29 protein-coding genes are annotated in these 25,959 nt (G+C 64.4%); 12 read left to right on the forward strand and 17 right to left on the reverse strand.

The annotated features are described in order from the left end of the window. Positions 1–5: 5 nt before the first annotated feature. From NLM31_RS16855 to NLM31_RS16870, 4 genes are all read left to right on the forward strand, one after another. Entirely contained in the window at positions 6–1,100 is a 1,095-nt protein-coding gene (locus tag NLM31_RS16855; RefSeq protein ID WP_254130431.1) for an ABC transporter ATP-binding protein, read from the forward strand. A gap of 138 nt (positions 1,101–1,238) precedes the next feature. Continuing rightward, positions 1,239–1,934, forward strand: a complete 696-nt coding sequence (pxpB, locus tag NLM31_RS16860; protein WP_254130432.1) for a 5-oxoprolinase subunit PxpB — start codon at positions 1,239–1,241, stop codon at positions 1,932–1,934. Beyond that, positions 1,931–2,908 carry a biotin-dependent carboxyltransferase family protein gene (locus tag NLM31_RS16865; protein WP_254192945.1) on the forward strand — a complete coding sequence of 326 codons (978 nt, stop codon included), beginning with the start codon at positions 1,931–1,933 and terminating at the stop codon, positions 2,906–2,908. Before pxpB (NLM31_RS16860) ends, NLM31_RS16865 begins: the two co-directional genes overlap by 4 nt. Before the next feature lie 91 nt (positions 2,909–2,999). After that, complete coding sequence (locus NLM31_RS16870; protein WP_254130434.1) at positions 3,000–3,767, forward strand: LamB/YcsF family protein; 768 nt, start codon at positions 3,000–3,002, stop codon at positions 3,765–3,767. Here NLM31_RS16870 and NLM31_RS16875 read toward each other — a convergent pair. From NLM31_RS16875 to NLM31_RS16900, 6 genes are read right to left on the reverse strand one after another with little or no spacing between them, the layout of a single operon-like run. Next, positions 3,760–4,185: an acetyl-CoA carboxylase biotin carboxyl carrier protein subunit gene (locus NLM31_RS16875; RefSeq protein WP_254192946.1), complete on the reverse strand. Its 426-nt coding sequence runs from the start codon at positions 4,183–4,185 to the stop codon at positions 3,760–3,762. The two genes, NLM31_RS16870 and NLM31_RS16875, sit on opposite strands and share 8 nt — an antisense overlap. Then, complete coding sequence (locus tag NLM31_RS16880) at positions 4,176–5,153, reverse strand: biotin-dependent carboxyltransferase family protein (RefSeq protein WP_254130436.1); 978 nt, start codon at positions 5,151–5,153, stop codon at positions 4,176–4,178. The genes NLM31_RS16875 and NLM31_RS16880 overlap by 10 nt, the downstream gene beginning before the upstream one ends. Beyond that, the gene (gene pxpB / locus NLM31_RS16885; protein ID WP_254192947.1) at positions 5,150–5,812 is read right to left on the reverse strand and encodes a 5-oxoprolinase subunit PxpB; all 663 of its coding nucleotides are present in this window, start codon (positions 5,810–5,812) and stop codon (positions 5,150–5,152) included. Before pxpB (NLM31_RS16885) ends, NLM31_RS16880 begins: the two co-directional genes overlap by 4 nt. Continuing rightward, entirely contained in the window at positions 5,809–7,164 is a 1,356-nt protein-coding gene (gene accC / locus NLM31_RS16890) for an acetyl-CoA carboxylase biotin carboxylase subunit (protein ID WP_254192948.1), read from the reverse strand. Before accC ends, pxpB (NLM31_RS16885) begins: the two co-directional genes overlap by 4 nt. Continuing rightward, on the reverse strand, positions 7,164–7,622 hold the full coding sequence (gene accB, locus NLM31_RS43225) for an acetyl-CoA carboxylase biotin carboxyl carrier protein (RefSeq protein WP_254192949.1): 459 nt from the start codon (positions 7,620–7,622) through the stop codon (positions 7,164–7,166). Before accB ends, accC begins: the two co-directional genes overlap by 1 nt. Positions 7,623–7,669: 47 nt before the next feature. Next, positions 7,670–8,428, reverse strand: coding sequence for an SDR family oxidoreductase (locus tag NLM31_RS16900; protein ID WP_254130440.1), 759 nt, complete (start codon positions 8,426–8,428; stop codon positions 7,670–7,672). 201 nt (positions 8,429–8,629) lie between these two features. On the opposite strand from NLM31_RS16900, the gene NLM31_RS16905 reads away from it, so the two are divergent. The 3 genes from NLM31_RS16905 to NLM31_RS16915 all read left to right on the forward strand — a co-directional run bounded on the left by NLM31_RS16905 (position 8,630) and on the right by NLM31_RS16915 (position 11,395). Continuing rightward, a complete protein-coding gene (locus NLM31_RS16905; protein ID WP_254192950.1) occupies positions 8,630–9,601 on the forward strand; it encodes a LysR substrate-binding domain-containing protein in 972 nt (323 codons plus the stop codon). A gap of 96 nt (positions 9,602–9,697) precedes the next feature. Beyond that, a complete protein-coding gene (locus NLM31_RS16910; RefSeq protein ID WP_254130442.1) occupies positions 9,698–10,369 on the forward strand; it encodes a 4-carboxy-4-hydroxy-2-oxoadipate aldolase/oxaloacetate decarboxylase in 672 nt (223 codons plus the stop codon). Positions 10,370–10,408: 39 nt separating this feature from the next. After that, complete coding sequence (locus NLM31_RS16915; protein ID WP_254192951.1) at positions 10,409–11,395, forward strand: peptidyl-alpha-hydroxyglycine alpha-amidating lyase family protein; 987 nt, start codon at positions 10,409–10,411, stop codon at positions 11,393–11,395. A 61-nt stretch (positions 11,396–11,456) separates the two neighbouring features. Here NLM31_RS16915 and NLM31_RS16920 read toward each other — a convergent pair whose 3' ends face one another. From NLM31_RS16920 to NLM31_RS16940, 5 genes are all read right to left on the reverse strand, one after another. After that, entirely contained in the window at positions 11,457–11,966 is a 510-nt protein-coding gene (locus NLM31_RS16920; RefSeq protein WP_254130444.1) for an Lrp/AsnC family transcriptional regulator, read from the reverse strand. Positions 11,967–12,020: 54 nt separating this feature from the next. Then, entirely contained in the window at positions 12,021–12,173 is a 153-nt protein-coding gene (locus NLM31_RS16925) for a hypothetical protein (RefSeq protein ID WP_254192952.1), read from the reverse strand. A gap of 199 nt (positions 12,174–12,372) precedes the next feature. Beyond that, positions 12,373–12,699: a hypothetical protein gene (locus NLM31_RS16930; RefSeq protein ID WP_254192953.1), complete on the reverse strand. Its 327-nt coding sequence runs from the start codon at positions 12,697–12,699 to the stop codon at positions 12,373–12,375. A gap of 32 nt (positions 12,700–12,731) precedes the next feature. Then, positions 12,732–13,547, reverse strand: coding sequence for a MetQ/NlpA family ABC transporter substrate-binding protein (locus NLM31_RS16935; protein WP_254192954.1), 816 nt, complete (start codon positions 13,545–13,547; stop codon positions 12,732–12,734). Positions 13,548–13,592: 45 nt separating this feature from the next. Beyond that, positions 13,593–14,936 carry an LLM class flavin-dependent oxidoreductase gene (locus NLM31_RS16940; RefSeq protein WP_254192955.1) on the reverse strand — a complete coding sequence of 448 codons (1,344 nt, stop codon included), beginning with the start codon at positions 14,934–14,936 and terminating at the stop codon, positions 13,593–13,595. A gap of 508 nt (positions 14,937–15,444) precedes the next feature. Between NLM31_RS16940 and NLM31_RS16945 the strand changes: the two genes are divergently transcribed. The 4 genes from NLM31_RS16945 to NLM31_RS16960 are packed head-to-tail and all read left to right on the forward strand — an operon-like array spanning position 15,445 to position 19,168. After that, a complete protein-coding gene (locus tag NLM31_RS16945; protein WP_254192956.1) occupies positions 15,445–16,371 on the forward strand; it encodes a TauD/TfdA family dioxygenase in 927 nt (308 codons plus the stop codon). A gap of 22 nt (positions 16,372–16,393) precedes the next feature. Beyond that, positions 16,394–17,452: an ABC transporter substrate-binding protein gene (locus tag NLM31_RS16950; RefSeq protein ID WP_254192957.1), complete on the forward strand. Its 1,059-nt coding sequence runs from the start codon at positions 16,394–16,396 to the stop codon at positions 17,450–17,452. Next, positions 17,449–18,309, forward strand: a complete 861-nt coding sequence (locus NLM31_RS16955) for an ABC transporter ATP-binding protein (protein WP_254192958.1) — start codon at positions 17,449–17,451, stop codon at positions 18,307–18,309. The genes NLM31_RS16950 and NLM31_RS16955 overlap by 4 nt, the downstream gene beginning before the upstream one ends. Continuing rightward, complete coding sequence (locus NLM31_RS16960; protein ID WP_254192959.1) at positions 18,302–19,168, forward strand: ABC transporter permease; 867 nt, start codon at positions 18,302–18,304, stop codon at positions 19,166–19,168. Before NLM31_RS16955 ends, NLM31_RS16960 begins: the two co-directional genes overlap by 8 nt. Here the strand turns inward: NLM31_RS16960 and epsC are convergent. Genes epsC through NLM31_RS16990 form a run of 6 tightly spaced genes read right to left on the reverse strand, consistent with a single transcriptional unit; the run spans position 19,165 to position 24,509 of the window. Further along, positions 19,165–20,109, reverse strand: coding sequence for a serine O-acetyltransferase EpsC (gene epsC / locus NLM31_RS16965; protein WP_254192960.1), 945 nt, complete (start codon positions 20,107–20,109; stop codon positions 19,165–19,167). The genes NLM31_RS16960 and epsC overlap by 4 nt on opposite strands. Positions 20,110–20,115: 6 nt before the next feature. Further along, the gene (locus NLM31_RS16970; RefSeq protein ID WP_254130454.1) at positions 20,116–20,688 is read right to left on the reverse strand and encodes a flavin reductase family protein; all 573 of its coding nucleotides are present in this window, start codon (positions 20,686–20,688) and stop codon (positions 20,116–20,118) included. A gap of 41 nt (positions 20,689–20,729) precedes the next feature. Next, positions 20,730–21,962 carry an acyl-CoA dehydrogenase gene (locus NLM31_RS16975; protein WP_254192961.1) on the reverse strand — a complete coding sequence of 411 codons (1,233 nt, stop codon included), beginning with the start codon at positions 21,960–21,962 and terminating at the stop codon, positions 20,730–20,732. A 23-nt stretch (positions 21,963–21,985) separates the two neighbouring features. Beyond that, the gene (locus NLM31_RS16980) at positions 21,986–22,990 is read right to left on the reverse strand and encodes an NrtA/SsuA/CpmA family ABC transporter substrate-binding protein (RefSeq protein WP_254130456.1); all 1,005 of its coding nucleotides are present in this window, start codon (positions 22,988–22,990) and stop codon (positions 21,986–21,988) included. A gap of 17 nt (positions 22,991–23,007) precedes the next feature. Further along, entirely contained in the window at positions 23,008–23,736 is a 729-nt protein-coding gene (locus NLM31_RS16985; protein ID WP_254192962.1) for an ABC transporter ATP-binding protein, read from the reverse strand. Continuing rightward, on the reverse strand, positions 23,733–24,509 hold the full coding sequence (locus NLM31_RS16990) for an ABC transporter permease subunit (RefSeq protein WP_254196204.1): 777 nt from the start codon (positions 24,507–24,509) through the stop codon (positions 23,733–23,735). Before NLM31_RS16990 ends, NLM31_RS16985 begins: the two co-directional genes overlap by 4 nt. 357 nt (positions 24,510–24,866) lie before the next feature. On the opposite strand from NLM31_RS16990, the gene NLM31_RS16995 reads away from it, so the two are divergent. Beyond that, the gene (locus tag NLM31_RS16995; RefSeq protein WP_254192963.1) at positions 24,867–25,958 is read left to right on the forward strand and encodes an LLM class flavin-dependent oxidoreductase; all 1,092 of its coding nucleotides are present in this window, start codon (positions 24,867–24,869) and stop codon (positions 25,956–25,958) included. The last annotated feature ends 1 nt before the right edge of the window (position 25,959 follow it).

Here is a 25,959-nt window from a genome sequence, read left to right on the forward strand (position 1 = left end):
TTGTCATGAGGTCTTCCGAAGTCAGGCTTGACCACCTGGTCAAGGAATACAACCGCACCGTTGCAGTCGACGACGTCTCGCTCACGATCGAGCCCGGCCATATGGTCGCGCTGCTCGGTCCGAGCGGATGCGGCAAGACGACCTGCTTGCGCATGATCGCCGGGCTGATCCGCCCGACATCCGGCGATGTCTTCGTCAACGACCAGAAGATGACCGGCGTTCCCGTGCATCGCCGCAATGTCGGGATGCTGTTCCAGAACTACGCGCTGTTTCCTCATCTGACCGTCGAGGAGAACATCGCCTTCGGCCTCGAGATGCGCGGGATCTCCAAGGCCGATGCCGCAAGGAAGGTCGGCGAAGCCCTCAATCTCGTCCAGCTGTCCAGCTTCGGGAAGCGCTATCCGGCGCAACTCTCAGGCGGCCAGCAGCAGCGCGTCGCATTGGGACGGGCCCTGGTGATCGAGCCGGCCATGCTGCTGCTCGACGAGCCGCTCGGGGCGCTCGACAAGGGGCTTCGCGAGAGCATGCAGGTCGAGCTGCGCGCCCTTCAGCGCAGGCTCGGTCTGACCACCGTGATGGTGACCCACGATCAGGACGAAGCCCTGACGATGGCTGACAAGATCGTGGTGATGCGCGATGGCAAGCTCGAACAGGTCGGCTCTGCGACGGAAATCTACCAGCGCCCGACCTCGAAATTCGTTGCGCAGTTCATCGGCGCGTCGAATCTGTTCGAAGGACCCGTCGAGCAGCGCAACGGGAGCGGGGCGCTCGTTCGTGTCTCGCCCGAATTGAGCCTTCAGGTCGACCAGATCCCGCAATCGGCAGGCGACGTAATGGTCTCGATCAGGCCGGAAGCGATCGTGGTCGAGCGCGTTGGCCAGAGCCCGGCGGCGCAACGCGCCAACAGCGTGATGGCGCGTGTCGACCAGGCCATCTATCGCGGGTTCGTCAGTCACTACTATCTCAAGACGCCGAGTGGCGGCCAGATCATCGTATTCGAGCAGAACCAATCGCAGCAGGCCGGTCTTCGATACGCGGTGGGCGAGGAGGTCGTGGCGCGGTGGGAATCGCCCAGCAATCACGTCATCGCGCGTCACTGAAGCAGGGGACGAGCGCGGCGTCTTGCGGGCAATCGACATCCCTTATACCCGCAGACGAACATCGTCTTGGATCGGCTTGTGTCGCTTGGCTAGATTTGATCGTGGCAGCGCCACGGGCGTTCGACCAGCGAGGCCCTTTTGTCGATTAATCAGCCCAACGCTCCCTTTGTCGGCACGATCGAGAAAAGCCCGAAGATCAGCCTGATCGGCACGCTTGCGATGCTGGTCGAGGCGCCGGGTGATTTCGACCTGGTGCAGCAAGGACGCATCTGGGCTTTTGCGGATGCGGTTTCGACCTGGCCCGACGTCCAGGAGGCCGTCATAGGCGTCACCAATGTGATGCTCGTCTTCGAGCAGCCGCCGGCGGATATCGGCATGCTCAGCGCTTCAATCGTCGAATTGTGGCATCGCGTGCCGAGTCGCAAGGCCGACGGCAAGCTCATCGAGATCCCCGTCGTCTATGGCGGGGAGCTCGGCTTCGACTTGCCGGCGGTTGCGGACCGTGCCGGATTGTCCGCGCGTGACGTCATCCGGATTCACAGTGAAGGCGAATACACCGTCTGCGCGGTCGCGAGCTCGCCGGGGTTCGGCTACCTCCACGGCCTCGATCCGCGCATCTACATGCCGCGCAAATCCGTGCCGTCGCTCAACATGCGCGCAGGTTCGGTGACGATCGGCGGAATGCAGACCGGCGTGGCGGTGCTGACAAGCCCGAACGGATGGAACGCGATCGGATGGGCCTCGGTTGCGATGTTCGATCCGAAGTCCGAGCAACCGTCGCTCATGCTCCCGGGCGACCGTGTCCGATTCAGAATCGATCGGGTCGAGCTGTGATCGAGATATTGGCCAGCCCCGCCTTCAACACCATCCAGGATCTTGGTCGCCACGGCGCGCGTCGTTTCGGTGTGAGCACGTCGGGCGCCATGGATCCGGTCGCGCTCGCCGCCGGCAACGCGCTGCTCGGCAATGACGACAATGCGGCTGGCATCGAGATCCAGACCTTTCCGTTCCGCCTGCGCTTCCAGACAGATGCCGCGTTTGCGCTCACTGGCGCGGATCACGATTCGACCCTGGCGGGGTCAACCGTCCGGCCGTGGTGGTGCATGCAGGCCAGGGCGGGCGAGGTTCTCGCGATCACCGCGCCGCGGCGTGGCGCGCGGATCTACGCGACGTTCGGCGGGGGCATCGATGTTCCGCGCGTGCTGGGCTCACGGAGCACGCATCTGCGCGGCGGCTTCGGCGGGCTTGAGGGCCGTACCTTGCAGGCCGGCGACGTCGTGCCGATCGGGTGTTCGCCGCACAGAAGCGACGGCCGCTTCGGCTTCGGCGTCGCGCCGCCGGATGTCGCGATCGCGAGCGCGGCTCCCGCGGATGACCGCGTGCTGCGGATACGTGTCCTGCGGGCCGGCGAGCATGATTTGTTTTCGGAGGCGATGCAGGCGGCGTTCTGGTCCACGACGTGGAAGATCAGCGCCCAGAGCGACAGAGGCGGCTATCGTCTCACTGGCGGCAAGCTGACATTGGACGCACCCGTCGAGATGCGCTCGCATGGCGTCGTGACTGGCGTCGTGCAGGTGCCGCCGAGCGGCGAGCCGATCATCCAGATGAGCGACGCCAACACGGCCGGTGGCTATCCGAAGATGGCAGCCGTGATCCAGGCCGATCTCTGGCGCCTCGGCCAGGCGGCGCCGGGCTCGTTCATCGCCTTCAACGAGGTGAGCTACCAGGACGCGGTCGCGGCCATGGCTCCCGTCAACGATTACCTCGCGAAGTTGCGTGCGACCGTGGATCTCTATCGAGCGCTTTAGCGCATGATCCGGAAAAGCGTGAAGCTGTTTTCCGAAAAGATCATGCTCAAGCACAAGTGGACGTCAACAATAACAAGAGCAGGGTACGAACATGAAAATCGGCATCAATTCGGACATGGGCGAAGGCTTCGGTAATTATCGCATCTGCGATGACGAGGCGCTGATGGGCATCATCTCGTCCGCCAACGTGGCGTGCGGCTTCCACGCCGGCGATCCCATCATCATGGATCGCATGGTTCGCCTGGCGAAGCAGAAGGGGGTTGAGGTCGGTGCCCATCCGGGCCTGCCCGATCTGCTCGGGTTTGGCCGCCGCGTGATCCAGATGGATGCCGCCGAGCTGGAGAAGCACATGGTCTATCAGATCGGCGCCTTGCAGGCGATCGCGGCCAATGCGGGTCACCGCGTGACTCATGTCAGCTTCCACGCGGCGATGGGCAACATGGTCAACGCCGACCCTGATATGGCCGATGTCGTCGCTCGCGCGATTGCGACCATCAATCGCGATTTCATCGTGTTCTCGCAGCCGGATGCCGCGATCGTGCACGCCGCGCGCAAGGTGGGGCTGCGTATCCTCACTCTGTTCCTGGCCGACCGCGCCTATGACGAGAACGGCCATCTGGTGTCCCGCAAGCTTCCCAACTCCGTCATCACGTCCACCGAAGCCGTGGCCGAACGGGTCAAGCGCTTTCTCGATAGTGGCACCGTGCGGACGATCGAGGGCAAGTCGATCAAGGTCGAGGCGCGCTCGATCCTGATCCACAGTGACACGCCTGGATCGGTCAACCTCGCCGGCACGGTGCGCCGCGTGATCGAGCAGGGCGGCGGCGAAGTCACGCCCGCAACGGTCCTGCTCAATTGATCGAGCTGCCCTCGGGCAACGGGCGGATGCGCGCGATCGCGGTGCCGTAGCCGACCGTTGCGCCGGGCTCCGCGATCACGGCATCGACGATGCCGGTGGCGGGCGCCACGATGGGCGCATACAGCAAGCCGATCCTGACGAGGCCGACGATCGCGCCGGCCTCGACCCGTTGACCCGGTGCGACGAACGGCCTGTCCCGCCAGGGATGGGCCGTGAGGAAATGCCCTGCGACGTCGGCTTTGGCGATAACGGAATGGTCGACAGCCGGGGTCGCAAGCATCGGTGACTCTGCCATGCGTGGGCCGGTGTCGACGACAAGCTTCAGGGATTGGCCGGGCTGCTCGATTTCGATCGTGGCGACGCCGGACCTTTCGAGGATTTGCGCGAGATGCGCGATCTCGGTCAGCTCTATCGGCATGTTCTGATCTCCTCGATAAGACGCACATGGGTCCTGAGCCGCTCGAGATACGCTGACATCTCGGCCTCGGCCGCAAGTGCATCGGCGTAAGCCGTCTGCTCGAACCGCAGCTTGCTGCCGAGCCGCGCCTGCCCGACGCGCCACAGGTCAGCCCGGATCACGGTTGCGATCTTCGGATAGCCGCCGGACGTCTGGGCGTCGCGCATCTGGATGATCGGCTGCCCGTTCGGCGGAATCTGGATCACGCCGGGCACGATGCCGTGCGAGCGCTTCTCGATCGGCGATTTCGGCTTCACGGCGGGGCCCTGCAGGCGATAGCCGTAACGGTTGCTCTGCGGCGTGATCTTCCAGCGACTGGACCAGAACAGCGCCTGCGTGGCGGCGTCGAACCCGTCATATTCGCCGGCGATCACGACCCTGACGACGGTCTCGTCTGCGGCAGCGTTCGGCCGCACCAGCGTGATCTCGGCCGGCTGGACCCCGAGATCCCCAATGATCGCGGGCGAAGCGTCGCAGGGCAGAATGTCCCCGGGCTGGAGCGGCCGTCCGTGCCAGCCGCCGAACTCGCCGCGAAACTGCGTGCTGCGGGAGCCCAGCACCATGGGCACGTCGATGCCGCCGCCGAATGCCAGATAGCTTCGTGCGCCGCGGGGCATCGCCTTGATGATCAGGATATCGCCGGCGCGGGCGTGCGAACGCCACCATGGCGGAATCGCGCGTCCTGCGATCTCGGCCTCGACATCGGCGCCGGTGAGCGCAAAGGCCAAGTCCCGGTCGAAACGAAGCTTGAACGGCAGCATCGGGATTTCGATGCCGGCTGCGTTCTCGTCGTTGCCGAGAAGGATGTTGCCGGTACGCAGGGCGACATCGTCCATTGCGCCCGACGTGCCGACCCCAAAGCGATACTGGTCGAAGCGACCGAGATCCTGGACGCTGGCAGGCCCTGTGACTGACAGGATCTCGATCACCGGATCACCCGTTCGATCTCGAAGCGGATGGTATCGCCCGGTGCGAGTGCGGCTGGCGTCGGCCAGGACGGATCGAAGAAGGTCCAGCTCGTATGGCCGATGGCGTGCCAGCCGCTCGGTCCGGGCGAAGCGGAGACCCCGGTCTGCGATCCGCCGATCGACACTGAGCCGCCCGCGGAGCGTTGCAGCGGTGTCTGCCGTCGCGGCATGGTGATGCGCGGGTCCATGCCGCCGAGATAGCAATATCCGGGATGGCTGCCGAGTGCGAACACGGTGTACAGCGGGGCGGCATGGATCGAGATCACGTCGTCGACGGACAGGCCGCAATGGTCGGCCACGGACTGAAGCTGCGATCCGATCTCGCCGCCATAAGTCACCGGCAGCCTGATCTCGCGGCCGCCGATCGCGAGGCCTTCTGCCGCGTCCCAGCCGTCGTTGAGCGCAGCAATCAAGGTGTCGAGCTCGCAGGGCGGCGTGTCGAAGGTCAGCATCAAGTTGGTGATGCCGGGAATGGCCTCGCGGATTCCTGGCCATTTCGATGCGGTGGCCGCCAGCGACCAGATGCGCCGCTGGTGCGGCAGGTCGAATGCGCCGGGCGCCTCGAACAGGAGGGCCGATGTGCCGAGCAGGCTGATCTGCGGCCGGTCCGGCGTCGTCATGGCGCGGCCACCCGCGCGTTCATCCAGTGTTCGAGATGATGGATGTCGTAGCCGCCGCGGCAGAACGCCGGATCGGCGAGGATCGCCTGGTGCAACGGCACGTTGGTTCGGATGCCTTCGGCGCGCAGCTCGGACAAGGCGACCCGGGCACGCGCGAGCGCTTCCTCGCGGGTGCTGCCATGGGCGATGAGCTTGCCGATCAGCGAGTCATAGTGACGGGGAACGGTGGCGCCGGCGGTGATGTGCGAATCGACGCGGATGCCGATACCGCCGGGAATGTCCCAGCGGGTCACCGTGCCGGGCGAGGGCGCGAAGGTTGAGGGGTCTTCGGCATTGATGCGGAATTCGACGGCATGGCCGACACGGGCAATGTCGCCTTGCGCAATCCCCAGCGGCTCGCCTTGCGCGATGCGGATCTGCTCTTTGACGATGTCGATCCCCGTCGTCATCTCGGTGACGGGATGCTCGACCTGGACGCGCGTGTTCATCTCGATGAAGAAGAACTGCCCGTCCTCGTAGAGGAACTCGAACGTGCCGGCGCCGCGATAGCCGATCCGCCGGCACGCCTCGACGCAGCTTGCGCCGACCCGCTCGATCAGCGCGCGATCGATGCCGGGCGCGGGGGCTTCCTCGACCACCTTCTGGTTCCTGCGCTGGAGCGAGCAGTCGCGGTCGCCGAGCCAGAGATGATTTTCGTGCTGGTCGCACAGCACCTGGATCTCGATATGGCGGGGCTTTTCGAGGAATTTCTCGATGTACACCGCAGCGTTCTTGAAGGCCTTGCTGGCTTCCGCGCGGGTCAGCGCCAGCGCCTCGTCCAGCGCGGCTTCGCTGCGCACAATCCGCATGCCGCGCCCGCCGCCGCCACCGGCGGCCTTGATGATGACAGGATATCCGATGTCCCGGGCGATCGCGTGAACCTCGGCCGGATCATCCGGCAGCGCGCTGTCCGGCCCCGGCACGCAAGGCACGCCCGCCAGTCGCATCGCGCGCTTGGCCGCGACCTTGTCGCCCATGGTCCGGATACAATCCGCCGGAGGGCCGATGAAAGTGAGGCCCGCGCGCGTAATCCGATCGGCGAACTCCGCGCTCTCCGAGAGGAAGCCGTAACCGGGATGGATCGCCTGGGCGCCGCTGACTTCGGCTGCGAGCAGGATTGCCGCAATGTTGAGATAGGTGCCGCTCGCCGGCGCGGGCCCGATGCAGAGTGCCTCATCGGCGAGTGCGACATAGCGTGCGTCGCGGTCCGCCTCCGAGTGAACGACGACCGTCTTGAGGCCCATCGCCCGACAGGCGCGCTGGATGCGAAGCGCGATCTCGCCGCGATTGGCGATCAGGACCTTGTCGAACATCAGGGCGAACCCACAGCACCGATCCGGAACAGGGCTTGCCCGGCTGCGATCTCGTCACCATTCTCCGCGAGGATGGCAAGCACGACACCGGGCGCTTCGGCGGCGATGTCGATGAAGGTCTTCATCGCTTCGATGATGCAGATCTTCTGCCCGGCCTCGATCCGCGCGCCGACCTCGACCAGGGGCGGCTCGTCCGGCGCGGCGGCCCGGTAGAAGACGCCGTGCATCGGTGCCGGCACGACGACGTCGGCGGCAGCGTCGGGAGCAGGGTTTTCCTGGTGATCGAGAGCAGGGGCCTCGACCTCAAACCCGGTTGCAGGCTGTGCCGGGGCCGCAGGCGCTCCTGCAGGCGCGCGCTTGAGGATGCGAATGCGGGTGCCATCTTGCGTGAGCTCCAGCTCCGCGATGGCGGAGCGCGTCACGAGATCGACGAGTTGTTCGATTTTGGCGAGATCCACAGTCACGCTCCGCGTTGACGGCCTGCCGAGTTCGGGGCGTTCATGCGTCACTCGGCCGGCGGCCGGCTCTTCTGTGCAAAATTGAGGCCGCCGACGACCTGCTGGGTCGGCAGGACTTCCATGAAGGCGACATTCATGCGCGCCGGCGATCCGACCGCGAACGCGATCGAATTGGCGATGTCCTCAGGCTGAAGCGCATCATAGTCGTCGAAGAAGCGACGCTTGGCTTCAGCCAGATCACCGAGCAGCCGGCCGAAGACCTCGGTCTCGACCCGAGCCGGCGATATCTCGGTGACGCGAACCCTGGTCCCGTAGAGGTCGACGCGCAACTGCTGCGATAGCGAATGGATGCCGGCTTTGGTGGCGTGATACACGGTGTTTCCGCCGCCAAATGCGTAGTGGCCGGCGATGGAGGAGATGTTGACGACGTGGCCTCGATCACGGTGCGCCATGCCCGGCACGACCAGCCGCGTCAGATGCAGCACCGCCCGCAGATTGACGTCGATGAGCGCGTCCACGTCTTCAGGTGTCGTGTCCAGGATATTGCCGCGCCGGGATTGGCCGGCGTTGTTGACGAGGACGTCGAACTCGGCCGACTTTGCCAGGGCCGCAAGCGCATCGAGGTCGCTGATGTCGACGGCGCAGGGTCGGCATCCGGTCTCCGCAGAGAGGGCGCTCAGTCGGGTGGCGTCGCGGGCCACGGCGTAGACTTCGAGCCCTTCCGCACTCAGGCGGCGAACAGTCGCAGCCCCTATTCCGGAGGATGCGCCCGTCACCAGGGCCGTCCGATAGTCCGAAAATCCCATCCGCGGGGGCTCCTCTGCTACCGTCCGACCCGCTGATGGCGTCGGCTGCAACGCGAGCGGCGGACGAGTTCAGCACTAGCTATAGGCCCCTCAGGTTCCCAGTGGTAAGAACAATTCCTTCTGATCCCATAGCTTCAGCCTATTGCTGCTGCACTGCTCCCTGACTGGATATCCGGAGACGCCGTATTGGATACGAAACGCTTGGAGGCCTTCATCAAGGTCGTGGATCTCGGCAGCATGACGAGCGCGGCGAAGGTGCTGAATGTGGCGCAGCCGGCGCTGAGCCAGCACATCGCGAGCCTGGAGGCCGATTTCAAGTGCAAGCTGCTCGACCGCAGCGCCCGCGGGGTTAAGCCCACCGAGGCCGGACGAATCCTCTACCGCTACGCCAAGTCGATCCAGCGTCAGATCGAAGAGGCCAGGCGCACCATTCTGGACAACAAACCGGAGCTGACCGGCAACGTCACGATCGGTCTGGCCCCGCTCAGCTCGGCGGCATTGCTGGCGACCCCGCTGCTGATGCAGGTCCGCGCACGCTATCCCGGCATCGTGCCGCACATCTACGACAGCTCCGGGATCATGCTCAGCGAGATGATGCTGAAGGGGAGCATGGACATGGCTGTCCTGTACGGCGATCGCCCGGTGACCGGCCTCGATTACAAGCCGCTGATGCGCGAGTACTTCTATCTTGTCGCGCCCCGCAGCATCTATCCCGAGCAAATGCCTCTGGAGGAGGTTTCGGCGGCCGAGGTCGCGCAATTCGACCTGCTGCTTCCGTACCGGGAATCCTTCCTGCGGCAGACGGTCGAGCGGGTCTGCGCCGAGGTGGGACTTCGCCCGCGCATCGTCGCCGAGATCCATTCCCAGTCGACCCTCTCTTCGGCCATTGCGGCCGGCGTGGGGGCGGCAGTGCTGCCCATGTCGATCGCAAAGGAGTTGCCGAACCTCGACGAACTCTGCATTCGGCGGATCAACGCGCCGTCGGCCTCGCAGCAGATGTCGCTTTGCATTTCCGACAATGCTGCGTTGTCCGATGCTGCTTTCGCCGTCTACAAGATATTGCTCGAGATCATCGTCAAGACGTGGGGGCCGTTCGATCTCCACCTCGGCTCGGCGACCGCCGTCATGGGCGGCGCAGCGTCGGCTCTGGATGGTCCGAAGGACGAGCCATAACGAAACACGATGCGGCAATCCTAAAATCTGAATTTGCCGCCTCAAGGCGGTTGGATATGGAGGTGTAACGAAGATTGCGACCGCAAGGAGGTTATCATGGTGCATGTGATCAGGACATTCGATCGGCCCGCCGCCGAGCTTGTCGAGCGCATCAAGAAGTTTCCTCCGTCCACCCTTCATGAGGCGCAGGGTCGATTGGGCGCCCTGACATCCCGCATCAAGCCGATCTATTCCGGGATGCGCGCCTGCGGACCGGCGCTGACGGTGAGCTGCCACCCGGCCGACAACATCATGCTGATTACGGCGATTTCGCTGGCCAAGCCCGGCGACGTGCTGGTGGTGAGCGCGGGCGATCATCCCGAGCAGGGCGGCTTCGGCGAGGTGCTGGCGACGGCCTGCGTTGCCAAGGGCATCGTCGGGCTGGTCACGGATGCCGGCGTTCGCGACGGCCTTGCGGTACGCGACACCGGCTTCAACGTCTTCTCCTACGGCCTCTGCATGAAAGGGACCGTCAAGGAAACTCTCGGCACCATCAATCAGCCGATCGTCATCGGCGGCATTGCCGTCCGTCCCGGCGATATCGTCAGCGCCGATGACGACGGCGTCGTGATCGTGCCGAAGGAGAACATCGCCGACGTCTGCGCCAAGTCGGCGGCACGCGAGGACAAGGAAGCCGGCGTGATGAAGGCGCTCAAGGCCGGCGGCGACATCCTCGAACTTTCCGGCATCGGAAAGGTGCTGGAAGCCAAGGGCTGCACGTTCGGCTGAGCGGCCCCGCGCCGCACATTTGCAATGATGGGAAATCAGGTGGCAGCCATTCTCGGCTCGGGCGAGCACCGCTACCGCGTCGTCGACAATTGGGCCAAGCTGCCGGATGGCTGGCAGCTCACCGACGTTGCATCCATCGCCGTCGACAGCAAGGATCGCATCTACGCCTTCAATCGCGGCGCCCATCCGATGGTGGTGTTCGACCGCGACGGCAATTTTCTGCGCAGCTGGGGCGAGGGGCTATTCTCCCGCGCGCACGGCCTGCATATCGATGCCGACGACAATCTCTACTGCACCGACGACGGCGACCACACCGTGCGAAAATGCACGACGGACGGCAAGGTGCTGCTGACGATCGGCGTCCCCGAGAAGCCTGCGCCGTTCATGAGCGGCGATCCCTTCCATCGCTGCACTCACACGGCTTTGTCGCCGCAGGGCGAGATCTACGTCTCCGACGGCTATGGCAACGCCCGCATCCATAAATTCACGCCGGACGGCAAGCTGATCAGGAGCTGGGGCGCGCCCGGCACCGATCCTGGCCAGTTCAACATCGTGCACAATATCGTGGCCGATGCCGACGGCTGGGTCTATGTCGCCGATCGCGAGAACCATCGCGTGCAGGTGTTCGACGGCAATGGAAAATACGAGACGCAGTGGAACAATCTGCACCGGCCGTGCGCGCTGTGCTGTTGCGGCGGGGCTAAGAATCCCACTTTCGTCATTGGTGAGCTCGGCCCCGCCATGCCGGTCAATCGCAAGGTGCCCAATCTGGGTCCGCGGCTGTCGATCGTCGATGCCAAGGGCAAGCGCATCGCGCGGCTCGGCGGTGAGGATGGTCCCGGTCTTGCGAGTGGAAAATTCCTCGCGCCGCATGGGATCGCGCTGGACTCCAGAGGCGACATGTATGTCGGCGAGGTCGGCGTCACCGACTGGAAGACCAACTTCCCGGACGAGGACATGCCGGACGTGGTTCGCACCTCGCGCTGCCTGCAGAAGCTGGAGCGCGTAGCTGAGGTCGCTCGTTAGAAGCTACTGGCCGGCGCGCTTCCCGACGCCGGCGCAGCGCCCACGCGATCTCTGAGAGCACTTATTCCACCGCCACGAGCGGAATCGGCAGCGCGGTGATCGACTTGATCTTCTCCATCGCGAAGCGCGAGGTGACGTTCTTGAGCGGGACGGCGTGGATCAGCTTCTTGTAGAACACGTCGTAGCTCTGCATGTCCGGGATGACCACGCGCAGCATGTAGTCGACATCGCCGGCCATCCGGTAGAACTCCATCACCTCGGGCATGGCGCTGACCGCAGCCGCGAAGCGCTTCAGCCAGGCATCGGAGTGGTCGGAGCTCTCCACGGAGACGAACACCGAGAGGCCGAGGCCAATCTTGTTCTGGTCGACCAGCGCAACCCGCTTCTGAATGACGCCATCGCCCTCGAGCCGCTGGATGCGCTTCCAGCACGGTGTGGACGACAGGCCGACCCGGTCACCGATCTCGGCCACCGAAAGCGAGGCGTCCTCCTGAAGCACCGTCAGGATCTTGCGGTCGATGGCATCGAGGCGACGGCCAGTCTCGGCGAGCTGCAACGCAGCGTCGGTCATGTCTTGTTACCTTTATATCGGGGGAGGCGCGGGGCCGGCACTTGGGCAGAATTGTCAGCCGTGAGGCGCGAACAGGAAGATTTCGTAAAGGTCGTCCTGATCGCCGCTCTCGTCGCCGGCCTGCGGCCGCAGCGAGCGGCGAAACCATCCGCGTGCCTGTTCGAGCCGGCTGGCGAAGCCGAGATGCAGCGAGACGATGTAGCTCATGTTCACTCCGGACGACATTGTAGGGCGAGAACCCGGTAACGCTATCACGGGTGACGAGACGTTGAACATCGGCAGGCCTAGGCAACGATCAGTTTGGTTGGTTCGTACTGAAGCGGTCATGTGTCCCAGCAGAAAATTCCATGGCGACGTTTCGCGGGGGACGATTTTCATGACGTCCACCTGGCGCAAAGGCGTCGGATCAGTCGTTCGCGAGCAGCGCGAGGATGTCTGCGTGCCGCAGTTGTCGTGTGGAACCGGCGTTCAACGGTCGGCGGCATGAGTCCGACGCCGCGACAAGCATGGGCATGCCCATGCTGCCGAACGATGCGTAGAGCGGGTTCCGATCGGCGCGCGCGTGCAGATGCGCTCCCGTCATCAGGCCGAGCACGAACAGGAACGCGACCGTCAGGACCAGCGGCATGATCAAGGCCTCATGCCTGCCGATATGGTCCGTCACGGCTCTCGCCTCGATCGCCCGCTCTGCGGGAGAACGAAGGTTGGTCCATTCCAGGGTGAACTCGAACATGCCGGCGCCGTGTCTTGCTCTGTCGCTTCCCCTCACTTCATGTAGTCGGGCAAGGTGAAGCCGTCATAGAAGCGGTCGGCCAGGATCGCCGTCTTGAACGCCGGTGATTTGTAGCCGGCGACGATGTCCTGCGCCCAGTCGGCATTTGCGTTGGCCTTCTTCACGGCGAGAACGTTGACATAGGGCGTCGTCATCTTCTCCAGCGCGAATGCGTTGGTGAGCTTCAATCCGCTGAAGATCGCGAAATTGCCCTGAACCGCGGCGAAATCGACGTCGTCGAGCGCGCGTGGCGCCTGCGCGGCTTCCAGCGGCACGATCTTGATGCCGCCCGGATTCTTGATGACGTCGAGCTCGGTGACGTCGACCGGCTTGCTGTCGCGGATCTCGATCAGGCCGAGATCGCGCAAAACCCACAGCGCGCGCTGCAGATTGACGGGATCGTTCGGCACCGCGACGCTCGAACCCGGCTTGATCGGCGTGCCCAGCGGATGCTTCTTCGAATAGAGCCCCATCGGAGGGGTCGGGACGTGGACGATGCCGACGAGATCGGTCTTCTGCCGCTCGTTGTAGGAATCGAGGAAGATCGTGTGCTGCATCACATTGGCATCGATCTCGGACTTGAACACCGCGTTGTTGGCTTCAAGGCCGGTCGAGAACTCGACATAGCGGATCTTGTAACCCTTCTTCTTCAGCTCCGGCTCGACGCCAATCTTGAATTCGTCGATGTACGGTCCTGGCACGAAGCCGACCCGGAGCTCCTGTTTTGCGGGTTGCTGTGCCAGGGCGTCTCCGGCGGCGAGAGGAGCAAGGGCCAAAAGGCCGGAGAGGAGAAACAACGCTGTCTTCATGTCTGCTTACTGGTCTCAGGTTGGAATATGAGTGCGGAAGCGGCGTCAGGCGATGGCCTTGACCGCGTTGGAGTAGATGCTGGCGGGACGTGCGAGGCCGTAATGCTCCCGCAGCGTTGTTCCGGTGTAGTCCTCGCGGAATAGGCCGCGCTTGCGCAGGATCGGAACGACCTGCTCGGCAAAGACGTCGAAGCCGCCGGGCAGCCAGGGCGGCATCACGTTGAAGCCGTCCGCCGCGCCGCCCTCGAACCAGGTCTGGATGTTGTCGGCGATCTTTTCCGGCGTGCCGGCAATGACCCAATGTCCACGCGCGCCGGCAAGCCGCTGTACCAGCTGGCGAATGGTCGGCTTCTCGCGATCGACGATGTCGACCACGAGCTTGAAGCGGCTGGCAACGCCGCGCGCGCTCGCGGTGTCGATGAGATGGCGCGGGACGGGACCATCGAGATCGTAGCCGGTGAGATCGAGGCCGATCATCTGGCGCAATTGCGTCAGGGAATATTCGGGCTGGATCAGCGCGTTGAACTCGTCCTGGAGGCGGTCCGCCTCGGCTTGCGTGCTGCCGATGAAGGGACTGATACCGGGCAGGATCTTGATCTCGTCGGGGCCTCGGTCGAAGGCGCGGGCCCGGCGCTTGATGTCAGCAAAGAACGCCTTCGCTGAATCCAGGGTTTGATGCGCGGTGAAGATCGCCTCCGCGTATCGGGCGGCGAAGGCGCGGCCGTCGTCGGAGGCGCCGGCCTGCACATAGACCGGCCGGCCCTGTGGCACGCGCGAGATGTTGAGAGGGCCACGTACGCGAAAATGCTTGCCGACATGATCGAGCGTGTGGATCTTGCTGGTATCGGCGAAGATGCCGGAGCCGGGATCGTTGACGAGCGCGTCATCCTCCCAGCTGTCCCAGAGCCGTGAGATCACGTCGAGATATTCGCGGGCACGCTCGTAGCGCTCGTGGTGCGGCGGATGTTCGGGCAACCCAAAATTCTGCGCGGCCTGGGGCGCGCTGGTGGTGACGATGTTCCAGCCGGCGCGGCCGCGGCTGAGATGGTCGAGCGATGCGAACAGGCGCGCCAGATTGTAGGGCTCTGTGTAGGTGGTGGATGCCGTCGCGATCAGGCCGATGCGTTTCGTCACGGCCGCGATGGCCGCGAGCCAGGTGATCGGCTCGAAGCGAAAGCGCTGGGCGTAGCGGACGTTGTCGGCGAGTGCCGGGCCATCGGCGAAGAAGATGGCGTCGAACTTGCTCGCCTCGGCGCGCTGCGCCAGTTCCTGATAATACGTGATGTCGAGAATGCGGTCTGGTTCAGAGTCCCTGTGGCGCCACGCGGCCTCGTGATGGCCGCCGGGATAGATGAAGAGATTGAGAACAAGATGCCGTTGATTGCTCATATCGAAACGCCCCGAGTTCGGCCTGCGCAAAATCTATGTCGCCGATCGCGTCATTGTCGATGGAATGGATTTGCGTTGTTGAGTGCGATGCGAGCATGAAGTTGCGGGAAAGTCGGCGAGCGGAGATCATGCGTGATGCGCCCGCCGATCTATTCGAGATGTGTATGTTCAGGACAGGCATCGCGGTGGTCGCGATGCCGTGTCCTCAGGCGAGAGTGGCTCGGCGTTTCGCCGCTGATGGTTTCGCGAATGCAACTATTCCCCGCGCCGTTCAATCTTTGGAAGCCATTTCCGAAAGCGCTGAGTTAGCATCCTCTGACTGAGTACGACGCTGCATTGATGCAGCCACTACGGAAAGATCCCGCCAGACGCGATCGCCGCCAGAGCAGACGGCGAGCGCGCAAGAGGATCGATCACCATCATCACCTGTTCTCACTCCGCCATTGCATCAGCGATCGGCGAACGGCGGAGCTTTGTCCAAATGGATCGCGGTCTCGGGGAAGATGACATGACTGACGGAATCACCATCGACAACGTCATTCCGCGCGCGGATATCGTCAAACGGTCGGCGCGGATCGGCGCAGAGATCAGGAATATCAGGCTCTCGGGCGATCTGCCGGACCAGACGATCTCGGCGATCAATCGGGTGCTGCTCGAGCACAAGGTCATCTTCCTTCGCGATCAGAATCATCTCGACGACGCCGAGCAGGAGCGCTTCGCCGTTCGTCTCGGCAAGCTGGTGCCGCATCCGACCGTCGGTGCGACGAAGGGAACGGCGTCGATCCTGGAGCTTGATTCCGGACGAGGTGGCGGCCGGGCCGACCAGTGGCATACCGACGTCACCTTCGTCGACGCCTATCCAAAGATCTCGGTTCTGCGCGGCGTCGTGATCCCCGAGTTCGGCGGCGATACGATCTGGTCGAACACGGCTGCGTCCTATCTCGATCTGCCGGCTCCGCTTCGCAAGCTCGCGGATGAGCTGTGGGCGGTGCACAGCAATGACTACGATTATGCGGTCAAGACCCGCGCGAGCGAAGCCGATCGCAAGCAGTTCGAGGAGGTCTTCACGGCGACCGTCTACGAGACCGAGCATCCCGTCGTTCGCGTCCATCCCGAAACCGGCGAACGGACGCTGGTTCTCGGCAACTTCGTCCAGCGCTTCGTCGGCCTGTCGAAATATGACAGCCAGAAATTGTTCGACCTGTTCCAGTCGCACATCACCGCACCCGAGAACACCGTGCGGTGGAACTGGCGGCAAGGCGACGTGGTGATCTGGGACAATCGGGCGACCCAGCACTACGCCGTGAACGACTACGGCGACCAGCATCGCGTGGTCCGGCGCGCCACCATCGATGGCGAGGTGCCCGTCAGCATCGACGGCCGCAGCAGCGTGACCCGCGTCAAGGCGGCGAAGCCGCAGGCGAAGGCGGCCTGAGCAGAGCAAGGGAGCGAAGACAATGAAGATCACGATCTCTGCGTTACGTCGTTTGGTTGCCGGCCTGCGGGAAAGGAGCCGGCAGCTCGGTTTGGCCGGCCTCGGCCTGACCGCTCTCGTCGGCAGCGCCATGGCCGAGCCACAGCTCGAAAAGACCGAAATTCGCTACCAGGGCTGGGCCGGGCAGGTGACGTTCGTCGAACTCGCCGACGATCTCGGCTATCTCGCCCCGCTCAAGCTGAAATGGGTCGGCAACACCATCAGCGGTCCGCAGGACATCCAGACCGTCGTCACCGGCGATATCGACATCGGCGGCGCCTTCTATGGCGCGATCATCAAGCTGATCGCCGCCAAGGCGCCGATCAAGGCGGTGGTCGGCTATTACGGCTCGGACGACAACACATACAACGGCTACTACGTGAAGGAGGATAGTCCGATCAAGAGCGCGCGCGACCTGATCGGCAAGAAGGTCGCGGTCAACACGCTGGGGGCGCATCTGGAGTTCGTGCTGCGCGAATACCTCGCCCGCAACGGCTTGACGCCGGCCGAAGCCAAGCAGGTGACGCTGGTTGCGATCCCGCCGGTCACCGGCGAGCAGGCGCTGCGGCAGGGGCAGGTCGAAGTCACCACGCTCAGCGGCATCCTGCGCGACAAGGCGCTGGAACGCGGCGGCCTCCGCAGGCTGTTTGCGGACTCGGACATCTTCGGAAACTTTACGGGCGGGTCCTATGTGCTGCGGGACAAGTTCATCAAGGACAACCCCAACACGTCCCACAAGCTGATCGAAGGGGTGTCCCGTGCCATCGCCTGGGCGCAGACGACGCCGCCGGAAGAGGTTCGCGCCCGGTTCGAACGCATCATCGTGGAGCGCAAGCGCAACGAGGACGCCACGCCGATCAAGTACTGGAAGAGCACGGGCGTCGCGACCAAGGGCGGCGTGATCGGCGATGGCGAGCTCCAGGTCTGGATCGACTGGCTGGTGAAGGACGGGCTGCTGAAGCCCGATCAGCTCAAGCCGTCGGACATCTACACCAACGAGTTCAACTACTTCCGTCCCGGCAAGACCGCGGAGGCCAAATGACCACCGCCAAGATCAGATTCGAGCATGTGCGGAAGGAATTTCTGGTTCGCGGCAAGGACGGTGGGCCGGCGCAGAGTTTTACCGCGCTTGACGACATCACGCTCGATGTTCGGGCCGGCGAGTTTCTGGCGCTGGTTGGGCCGAGTGGCTGCGGCAAGTCGACCTTGCTCGATTTGCTCGGTGGACTGACGACGCCCAGCAGCGGGCGCATCCTGCTCGACGGCAACGCCATCGAGGGGCCGGCACGCGATCGCGGCATCGTGTTCCAGCAATACGCGCTGTTTCCCTGGCGGACAGCTGCGCAGAACGTCGAGTTTGGGCTCGACATCGCCGGCCTGAAAGCCAGGGAGCGGCGTGAGCGAGCGCTACACTACCTCGATCTGGTCGGGCTGTCCGGTTTTGCCGACCGCTATCCGCACGAGCTCTCCGGCGGCATGAAGCAACGCGTCGCGATCGCGCGAAGCCTCGCCTATGATCCGGAGGTGCTGCTGATGGACGAGCCGTTCGCGGCGCTGGACGCCCAGACGCGCGAGACGCTGCAAGGCGAGCTGTTGCGGATCTGGCGCAGCACCGGGAAGACCATCCTGTTCATCACCCACGGCATCGACGAGGCCGTCGTGCTCGGCCAGCGTGTGGCGGTGATGACCTCGCGCCCGGGCCGGATCAAGCAGATCGTCGATATTCCCGCGGAACTGCACAGCGAGACCGGGGACGTCCGCTCACTGCCGGAGTTCGGCCATGTCAGGCACGAGGTGTGGTCCTTGCTGCGCGACGAAGTGTTGAAGGCGCAAGGCGCCCAGGTCCGCGCGCCGGAAGACGCGCGCGTGGCAAAGGCGAAGGAGTTGGCCCATGTCTAATCTGGAGATACTGACTCTGCTGGAGCTCGCGGAGGGGAGCCCGAAAGACCGGGCGGCGCAACGGGCCGGTGCGTTCGGCGCGGCGACGGGCGGCCTGGTGCGATGGTTCGGCGCCTTAGGGCAGCGGTTCCTGCTGGTCGTGTTGTTTCTGGCGATCTGGGAGGTCGTGCCGCGTTTGGGATTGGTGGATGTGACATTCCTGCCGCCGTTCTCGGAGGTGATTGCGGCGGGCTGGCAGCTTGCTCAATCGGGAGAGCTCTACGACGATGTCGCCGCAAGCCTGTTTCGGGCGCTTGGCGGCTTCGGGATCGCAGTCGCCCTGGTGGTGCCGCTCGGCTTGGTCACGGGATGGTATGCCCGGCTCGGTGACGTCCTGAACCAGATCATCGAGATCGCGCGCAATACGGCGCCGCTGGCGTTGTTGCCGGTTTTCATCCTGCTGCTTGGGATCGGCGAGCTGTCGAAGGTGACCATGGTGATCTACAGCTGCGCCTGGCCGCTGCTGCTGAACACGATCGCTGCGGTTCGCCAGGTCGATCCGCTTCTGGTCAAATCGGCGCGGACGATGGGGGCGACGCCGAGTCAGCTGTTCCGCAAGGTGATCCTGCCGGCGTCGCTGCCGACGATCTTTGTCGGCATACGCCTGGCGAGCGCTTCGGCCATGCTGGTGCTGGTCGCATCCGAGATGGTCGGCGCGAAGTCCGGGCTCGGCTATCTCATCATCAACAGCCAGTACAGCTTCCTGATCCCGCAGATGTATTTCGGCATCCTCGCGATCACCGTGATCGGCCTCTCTCTCAACGCGATCCTCGAGGCGCTGGAGCGCCGCCTGATGCGCTGGAAGGCGCCCGCTGCCTAGCCTTGCTTGTTGCGGGCGGTGGCCTGCGTCACGATGCTGTTCGGCGGCACGTCCTGGGTCACCCAGACATTGCCGCCGATGGTCGAGCCCCGGCCGATCGTAATCCGGCCAAGGATCGTGGCGCCGGCGTAGATCACGACGTCATCATCCACGATCGGATGCCGGGCGTCGCCCTTGATCAGATTGCCGTCGTCGTCGGTCGGGAAATGACGGGCGCCGAGCGTCACGGCCTGGTAGATGCGGACGTTGTCCCCGATGATCGCGGTCTCGCCGATCACCACGCCGGTGCCGTGATCGATGAAGAAGCCGGAGCCGATGCGTGCGCCTGGATGAATGTCGATGCCGGTTCGGGTATGGGCAATCTCCGCCACCAGCCGCGCAATCAACCGTGCGCCGAGCTGGTGGAGGATGTGGGCGAGCCGGTGATGGATGATCGCGGTCATGCCGGGATAGCCGATCAGGATCTCCGGAAAGTTCCGCGCGGCGGGGTCGCCGACGAAGGCGGCGCGGAGATCGCTGATGATCAGGCCGCGCACGTCCGCAAGCTCAGAGGCGAATTTGCGCGTCAGCTCGATCGCGTCGTCGCGCCGGAAGCCGGCCGTGAGCTCGTCGCCGATGAAGAGCGCGGCACGGTGAACCTGGTCGCACAGGCTGTCGAGCGCGATGCTGAGACGGTTACCGACGAAATAGTCGATATTCTCCCCGTCGAGATCGAACTGGCCGTAATGGCGTGGAAACAGCGCCTCGGTCAGGCCCTCCAGGATCGCCTGAAGCGCTTCGCGCGACGGCGCGCGGCGGGCTTCGCCATCCCGGCGGATGCTGTGAGTCTCCTCGCGAGAAACGCGGAGTGCGGCGACGAGCTGCTCGAGCTGCCAGCGCTTCTGGGGCGGCCGGTCGAGACCCTTGTCGTCGGACGGTTCGTGAGGGAGTTCGTGCTTCATGCGGTCTCATCTGACATGTGCCAGCGGAATGCTGATCTCGGCGAGCAAATCGAGGTCGAAATCGTGTTTGATCTCGATGTACTGCCCGTTCCAGTATACCAGCCCCGACAGCTCGCGCGAGAGGTCGAAGCTCAGGAGGCTGCCGACGATGATTCCGTGAGAATAGCGCTCGATGATCTCCTCGACCTGGCATTCGACGGTCGCCAGCGAGTGTCCGAGCAGCGGCACGCCCGAGGTGCCGGCAGACCAGGGCACGCCCTCGAAGCGCTGGGGCCCCTTCAGGCGGCTGTCGCTGAAGCGGTCCGCCAGCTCCTGCTGGTCGGAGCCGAGAATGTTGATGCCGAACGTGCCGAAGCGCTGGATCAGCGCAAAGGACGATGCCTGTCGGTTGACGCTGACCAGCACCCGGGGTGGGCTTGCGCTGAGCGACGTCAGGGACGTCACGGTCATCCCCGTGATGTCGTCGTCGCGGCCGGCCGTGATGATGCTGACGCCGCCGGCGAGGCGCCGCATCACGGCGCGGAACTGATGTTCGATCTCGTTGCCGTCGGTGACGAGATGGATGTCCGATCTTCCCATGTCCTGACCTCCTTGTGTCGGACGCGAGGGCGTTGTCCTGTCTAGAAGAAGCCCTTCGCCGGCAGCGGTGTGCCGCTGATCTCGTATTGGCCGATCGAGCGGGCCTTGTAAGTGGTTGGATTGTGCGAGGACAGTGTTCGCGCGTTGCGCCAGTGGCGGTCGAAATTGGTGACCTTCTTGGTCGCTGAAGCTCCGCCGACGTCGAACAGCAGGCTGCCGCCACGGATGGCGAAATCGTCCGCGATGATCTTGGCCTTGGCCGAGAGCAGCGCGGCGGTGTGGGCCGCATCCGCTGCATTGGCGGCACCGGCGTCGAACGCGTCAGTCGCGACGTCGAGTGCTTCGGCGGCGGCCAGCACCACGGCTTCGGCCGCGAAGGCGCCGCTGGCGATCTGGCCGACGGTCTGTTGAAGCAGGGGATCGTCGGTCGGGATCTCGGTCGGCGCGTAGTAGAAGGTGCGCTTGCGGGAATGGATGAGGGCCGTGGCGTCGCGCAGGGTCGCTCGCGCGATGCCGGCAACGACCGCGGTCAGGAACAGCTGGGCGAACGTGTTGGAGTAGGGCACGCCATAGCCGGAGTCGGGCTCGTCGAAGACCACTTCCTTGCGTCCGACTTTCACATTGTGGAAGTGGGTCGTGCCGGTCGCGGTGAGCCGCTGCCCGAGCCCGTCCCAATCGTCGACCAGCTCGATGCCCTCGCGCTTGATTGGGACGATCGTTGCGCCGGTCGCCCCCGATGGATCGGCCGCGCGGACCAGGACGTAATCCGAGTACAGCGTGCCGGTGCTGTAATATTTGGTGCCGTTCAGCAGGTAGTCGCCGCTGCCATCGGGTGTAAAGGTCGTGCCCGGCGTCACGTTGCCGACGCGGGGGCTTTCGAGTTCGGTCGTGGCAAGCCCGATGATCGCGCCTTCCGCGACCGCCCTCTGCCAGTCACGGCTCTGCTCATCCTTGGGCGTGCGCACCAGCCGCTCGACCACGCTGAAATGATTGCGCAGGATATGCGCGACATTGGCATCGGCCTCGCCGAGGCGGATGACGAAGGCGAAGAGATCGCGGATCGTGCTGCCGGCGCCGCCGGCATTCACGGGAAGCCGCAATGCGCCGAGACGGGCGCGGCGGATGAGGTCGATCACCTCGAAGGGCAGCGCGCGATCGCGTTCGCGTACGCTCGCGCCCTCTGCGATCTGGTTGAGCAGCGCCTCCAGTTCCGGCGAGCCGGTCTTGAGCGGCTCGGACGCGTTCAGGGAGGGGGCGGATACGGATTTGTTCATTGTCCTGGCCTGTTGAAGTGGTCTCAGAGCTGCGCGAGGTGATCGGTCACCTTGACCGGTTCGGGCAGAACTTTGCGGGCGACGAGCCAGTCGGCGGCCTTTTGCAGCTCGCCGACGAACTGCTCATCATTGACGGCGAAGTAGCGGTACTGGCGCTTGAGCGCGATGAATTGGTCGCGGACGGCGTCGCTGTATTTGCCGATCTTCTGCGCGATGTATTCGGCCTCCCTGGCATTCTCGGAGATCCATTTGCCTTCGGCACGAAACGCGGCGTTGACGGCGCGCACCAGCGCGGGATTGTCGGTCGCGAATTTGCGGGTGGTGAGATAGGACGTGTAATCGATCTGGAAATCGAGATCGCGTCCTTCGAGAAAAAGGTCGTGCGCCTTGTATTCGAGCCGGGCGATATCGACGCCGGGACTCCACATCGACCAGGCGTCCACCTTGCCGGAAGCAAGTGCGGGTGCCGCGTCCGGCGGATTGAGATAGACGAACTTCACCGCGGAGCGGTCGACCTTGTGCTTCTCGAGTGCTGCGACCAGCAGGAACTCGCCGAGGCCGGAGCGGTTGACCGCGACCGATTTGCCGACGAGGTCCTCGATCTTGTCGATGCCGGAGCCGTCCTTGGCGATGATCGCCGTGGTGCGTGGTTCGTAGACGACGAACTGCGTGAACACCAGCGGAGAGCCGGCGATGATCGCGGCCAGTGCCGGCGTGGTGCTGCCGCCAAAACTGAAGTCGGCGCTGCCGCCGGTCACCGCCTGCAAGGTCGGCGCATGGTTCGGGAACGGGCCGAGCCACTCGACCTTGATACCATCCTTGGCCAGGACTTTCTCGAATTCACCGCGTTCCTTGGCGATCACGTTGAGGCCGCCCAGACCCCAGGTGATGCGTACGGTGTCCGTGGTACGACCGGGGGCGGCATGGGCGAAATCGCCGATGGTCATGCCGGCAAGCGCGCCGACGCCGAAGGCTGCCGTGCCAAGGAAGCTGCGCCGGGACGGTTTGGCGATCGAGGAGCGAGACATAGGAGCCTTCCGGTAACCTAGTTGGTGGAATGAGAGTTCACGCCAAGCTCGCCGAGGAGCTCCGCGCGGGAAATCGTCGTCGATGCGTCGCGCACGGCGCGGTGCTCGAACGCAATGGCACCGTTCCGCATCACCAGGATGCGGTCGGCCAGCGCGATGGCCTCGTCGACATCGTGGGTGACCAGCAGAACGCCCGGCTGATGATTGGCGACGAGCTCGCGAACGAGCTGATGCATGCGGATGCGGGTGAGCGCATCCAGCGCGGCAAAGGGCTCGTCGAGCAGCAGGAGCTCGGGCTGCTGGACCAGCGCGCGGGCAAGTGCCACACGCTGGGCCTGTCCGCCGGAGAGGTTGCGCGGCCAGTCATCGAGCCGGTCGCCGAGGCCGACCTCGGTCAGCGCTTCGGCGGCGCGTTCGCGTGCATGCTGCAGCCGCAAGCCGAGCGAGACGTTGCACCAGAGGCTGTCCCACGGCAGCAGCCGATGCTCCTGGAACACGACGGCCGGCCGGCGCGGTGCCACGATGCGTCCGCCCTGAATCGAATCGAGGCCGGCGAGCGCGCGCAGCAACGTGGTCTTGCCGCATCCGCTTTCGCCGAGCAGGGCGACGAACTCGCCGCGCTCGATCCGCAGGTTCAGCCTGTCGATGACCACGCGGCTGCCGTAGCTGCGCACGAGGTTGCTGACGACGACCGCCGGACCGGATTCGAAAGAGGTGCGCGATCGCGGCGCGACATGAACATTCATCGTGCCGCTCCGTAATTCGGATGCCAGGCGAGCATGCGGCGTTCGAGGAAGCGTGCAATGGCGTCGGCTGCGACGCCGATCAGCGCATAGATCACGATCGTCAGCACGATCACGTCGGTGCGTAGGAATTCACGCGCATCCATGGCGAGAAAGCCGATGCCCGATTGCGCGCCGATGGTTTCAGCCACGACCAGCGCGAGCCACGCCGTCGCCAGCGCATAGCGGATGCCGGTCAGGATCGACGGCAACGCGCCGGGCAGGATGATCCGGCGGATCAGCTCGATCGAGCTCAGGCCCTGGACGCGGCCGAGCTCGAGCAGCTTGGGATCGACCTGGCGGATGCCGAGCACGGTGTTGATGTAGATCGGGAAGGTGACGCCGAGCGCGACCAGGAAGATCTTTTGCGTCTCGCCAACGCCGAGCCAGACGATGACGAGCGGCAGGACAGCCAGAAACGGCACGGCGCGGATCATCTGCACGCTGCGATCGATCGCAGCTTCCGCGATCTTCGAGAAGCCGACAAGGGTGCCAAGTACGGCGCCTACGACCGATCCGATCGCGAATCCCGCCGCCGCGCGCAACAGACTGACGCCGAGATCGTTCAACAGGGTTCCGGTGGTGGCCAGCTTGAACGCGGTCTTGATCACCTTGCTTGGCGCGGGAAGCACCTGGGGCGAGAGCCATCCGGCCTGCGCCAGCCATTCCCAGACGATAACCAGCACCGCGGGTGCGAGCCACGAGAGGAGCTGGAGACCACGCGGACCAAGCTTGATTCTGATCGAGGTCGGAGCGCGTGCGCCATCGCCTGTCTGTGACGTCGATTTGTCGTCGAGCGTCGCGCGGTCGATGTCACTCAGTTCGATATTGCTCAAGACCCGAGACCTCGTTTCACGTACTGCATTCGACGCAGCAGGTGCGACGCCGGTGACTTGCCGTCGCCGCAAAATGTCCCATGAAATCGAGCCGACAGAAATAGAGCGGTATTTCAATTGTCGTTCGGTCCGGAGTGATCCGCTGTCGTCGCAGCGCGCATGCGCGACAAAGAAAATCTTTTGGTGTCTCGTCTGCTTGATCTTGCGCCAGGCATTGGCGAGAACGCCTCAGGTCCAAGGGATTTACGGGAGAGCACGATGACGACCGCACCTCTTCGCTTCGGCATCTGGGCGCTGGTGCACGGGCCGCGTGCCGCGCATCAGGAACCGGAAGAGCCCTACGATGCATCTTGGGAGCGCAATCGGGCTCTCATCCTGGGGGCCGAGGAGCTTGGCTACGACTCCACGCTGATCGCGCAGCACACGATCAACCCGCATCAGGAGGATCTCGACCAGCTCGAAGCGTGGAGCGCTGCAGCTGCAATCGCGGCGCTGACCACGCGCATCGAGATCATCGCTGCGATCAAGCCGTATCTCTATCATCCCGTGGTGCTGGCAAAGCTCGCGCTCGGGATCGAGAACATCAGCCGCGGCCGGTTTGCGATCAATCTGGTCAATGCCTGGAACCGTCCGGAGCTGGAGAAGGCAGGGATCGGCTTTCCGGAGCATGATGCGCGTTATGCCTACGGCAAGGAATGGATATCCGTGGTGTCCCGCCTGATGGAGGGTGAGCGCCTCAATTTCAGCGGCGATCACTTCAGCGTCTCAGACTACGCACTGCGGCCGACCAGCCTTTACCGCAATCGCCCCCTCATCTATGTCGGCGGAGAATCCGGGCCCGCGCGCGATCTCGTCGCCGGCCATGGCGACGTCTGGTTCATCAACGGCCAGCCGCTCGACGATGTCGCCGGCCTGATCGCGGATGTCGCGGCCCGTCCGCGCGGCTCGGCGCCCCCATTGCGCTTCGGTCTGTCTGCCTTTGTCGTCGCGCGCGAGACCCGCGAGCAGGCGCAGGCCGCCTATGAGCGGTTGCTGAGCCTGGCGGCAAAGGATGCACCGATGAAAGCCATCCAGAAGCAGAACACCGATCCGAAGGTCGTGATGATGCAGACGATGCAGAAGACGCCGCGCGTCGGTAGCAATGGCGGGACGGCCGCGGGGCTCGTCGGCAGCTACGACGAGGTTGCGGAGCGCATCGAGGCCTTCCATGCCGCCGGCATCGAGCTGTTCATGCTGCAATTCCAGCCGTTCGAGGCCGAGATGCGGCGCTTTGCGCACGAGGTCATCCCCCGTGTGCGCGCCCGGCAATCGACCGGGCCTTCCGGGAAGCTGGCCCAGTGGCTCGGGTGAA

The organism is Bradyrhizobium sp. CCGUVB4N (assembly GCF_024199945.1).
Lineage (GTDB): Bacteria > Pseudomonadota > Alphaproteobacteria > Rhizobiales > Xanthobacteraceae > Bradyrhizobium.

Bases quoted from the DNA above. Each gene is read 5' to 3' on its own strand.
- NLM31_RS16855 (WP_254130431.1), top strand. From the start codon at position 6: ATGAGGTCTTCCGAAGTCAGGCTTGACCACCTGGTCAAGGAATACAAC.
- NLM31_RS16870 (WP_254130434.1), top strand. From the start codon at position 3,000: ATGAAAATCGGCATCAATTCGGACATGGGCGAAGGCTTCGGTAATTAT.
- NLM31_RS16875 (WP_254192946.1), bottom strand. From the start codon at position 4,185: ATGCCGATAGAGCTGACCGAGATCGCGCATCTCGCGCAAATCCTCGAA.
- pxpB (WP_254192947.1), bottom strand. From the start codon at position 5,812: ATGACGACGCCGGACCGGCCGCAGATCAGCCTGCTCGGCACATCGGCC.
- accC (WP_254192948.1), bottom strand. From the start codon at position 7,164: ATGTTCGACAAGGTCCTGATCGCCAATCGCGGCGAGATCGCGCTTCGC.
- NLM31_RS16900 (WP_254130440.1), bottom strand. From the start codon at position 8,428: ATGGGATTTTCGGACTATCGGACGGCCCTGGTGACGGGCGCATCCTCC.
- NLM31_RS16910 (WP_254130442.1), top strand. From the start codon at position 9,698: ATGGTGCATGTGATCAGGACATTCGATCGGCCCGCCGCCGAGCTTGTC.
- NLM31_RS16920 (WP_254130444.1), bottom strand. From the start codon at position 11,966: ATGACCGACGCTGCGTTGCAGCTCGCCGAGACTGGCCGTCGCCTCGAT.
- NLM31_RS16925 (WP_254192952.1), bottom strand. From the start codon at position 12,173: ATGAGCTACATCGTCTCGCTGCATCTCGGCTTCGCCAGCCGGCTCGAA.
- NLM31_RS16930 (WP_254192953.1), bottom strand. From the start codon at position 12,699: ATGTTCGAGTTCACCCTGGAATGGACCAACCTTCGTTCTCCCGCAGAG.
- NLM31_RS16935 (WP_254192954.1), bottom strand. From the start codon at position 13,547: ATGAAGACAGCGTTGTTTCTCCTCTCCGGCCTTTTGGCCCTTGCTCCT.
- NLM31_RS16940 (WP_254192955.1), bottom strand. From the start codon at position 14,936: ATGAGCAATCAACGGCATCTTGTTCTCAATCTCTTCATCTATCCCGGC.
- NLM31_RS16945 (WP_254192956.1), top strand. From the start codon at position 15,445: ATGACTGACGGAATCACCATCGACAACGTCATTCCGCGCGCGGATATC.
- NLM31_RS16950 (WP_254192957.1), top strand. From the start codon at position 16,394: ATGAAGATCACGATCTCTGCGTTACGTCGTTTGGTTGCCGGCCTGCGG.
- NLM31_RS16955 (WP_254192958.1), top strand. From the start codon at position 17,449: ATGACCACCGCCAAGATCAGATTCGAGCATGTGCGGAAGGAATTTCTG.
- NLM31_RS16960 (WP_254192959.1), top strand. From the start codon at position 18,302: ATGTCTAATCTGGAGATACTGACTCTGCTGGAGCTCGCGGAGGGGAGC.
- epsC (WP_254192960.1), bottom strand. From the start codon at position 20,109: ATGAAGCACGAACTCCCTCACGAACCGTCCGACGACAAGGGTCTCGAC.
- NLM31_RS16970 (WP_254130454.1), bottom strand. From the start codon at position 20,688: ATGGGAAGATCGGACATCCATCTCGTCACCGACGGCAACGAGATCGAA.
- NLM31_RS16975 (WP_254192961.1), bottom strand. From the start codon at position 21,962: ATGAACAAATCCGTATCCGCCCCCTCCCTGAACGCGTCCGAGCCGCTC.
- NLM31_RS16980 (WP_254130456.1), bottom strand. From the start codon at position 22,990: ATGTCTCGCTCCTCGATCGCCAAACCGTCCCGGCGCAGCTTCCTTGGC.
- NLM31_RS16985 (WP_254192962.1), bottom strand. From the start codon at position 23,736: ATGAATGTTCATGTCGCGCCGCGATCGCGCACCTCTTTCGAATCCGGT.
- NLM31_RS16995 (WP_254192963.1), top strand. From the start codon at position 24,867: ATGACGACCGCACCTCTTCGCTTCGGCATCTGGGCGCTGGTGCACGGG.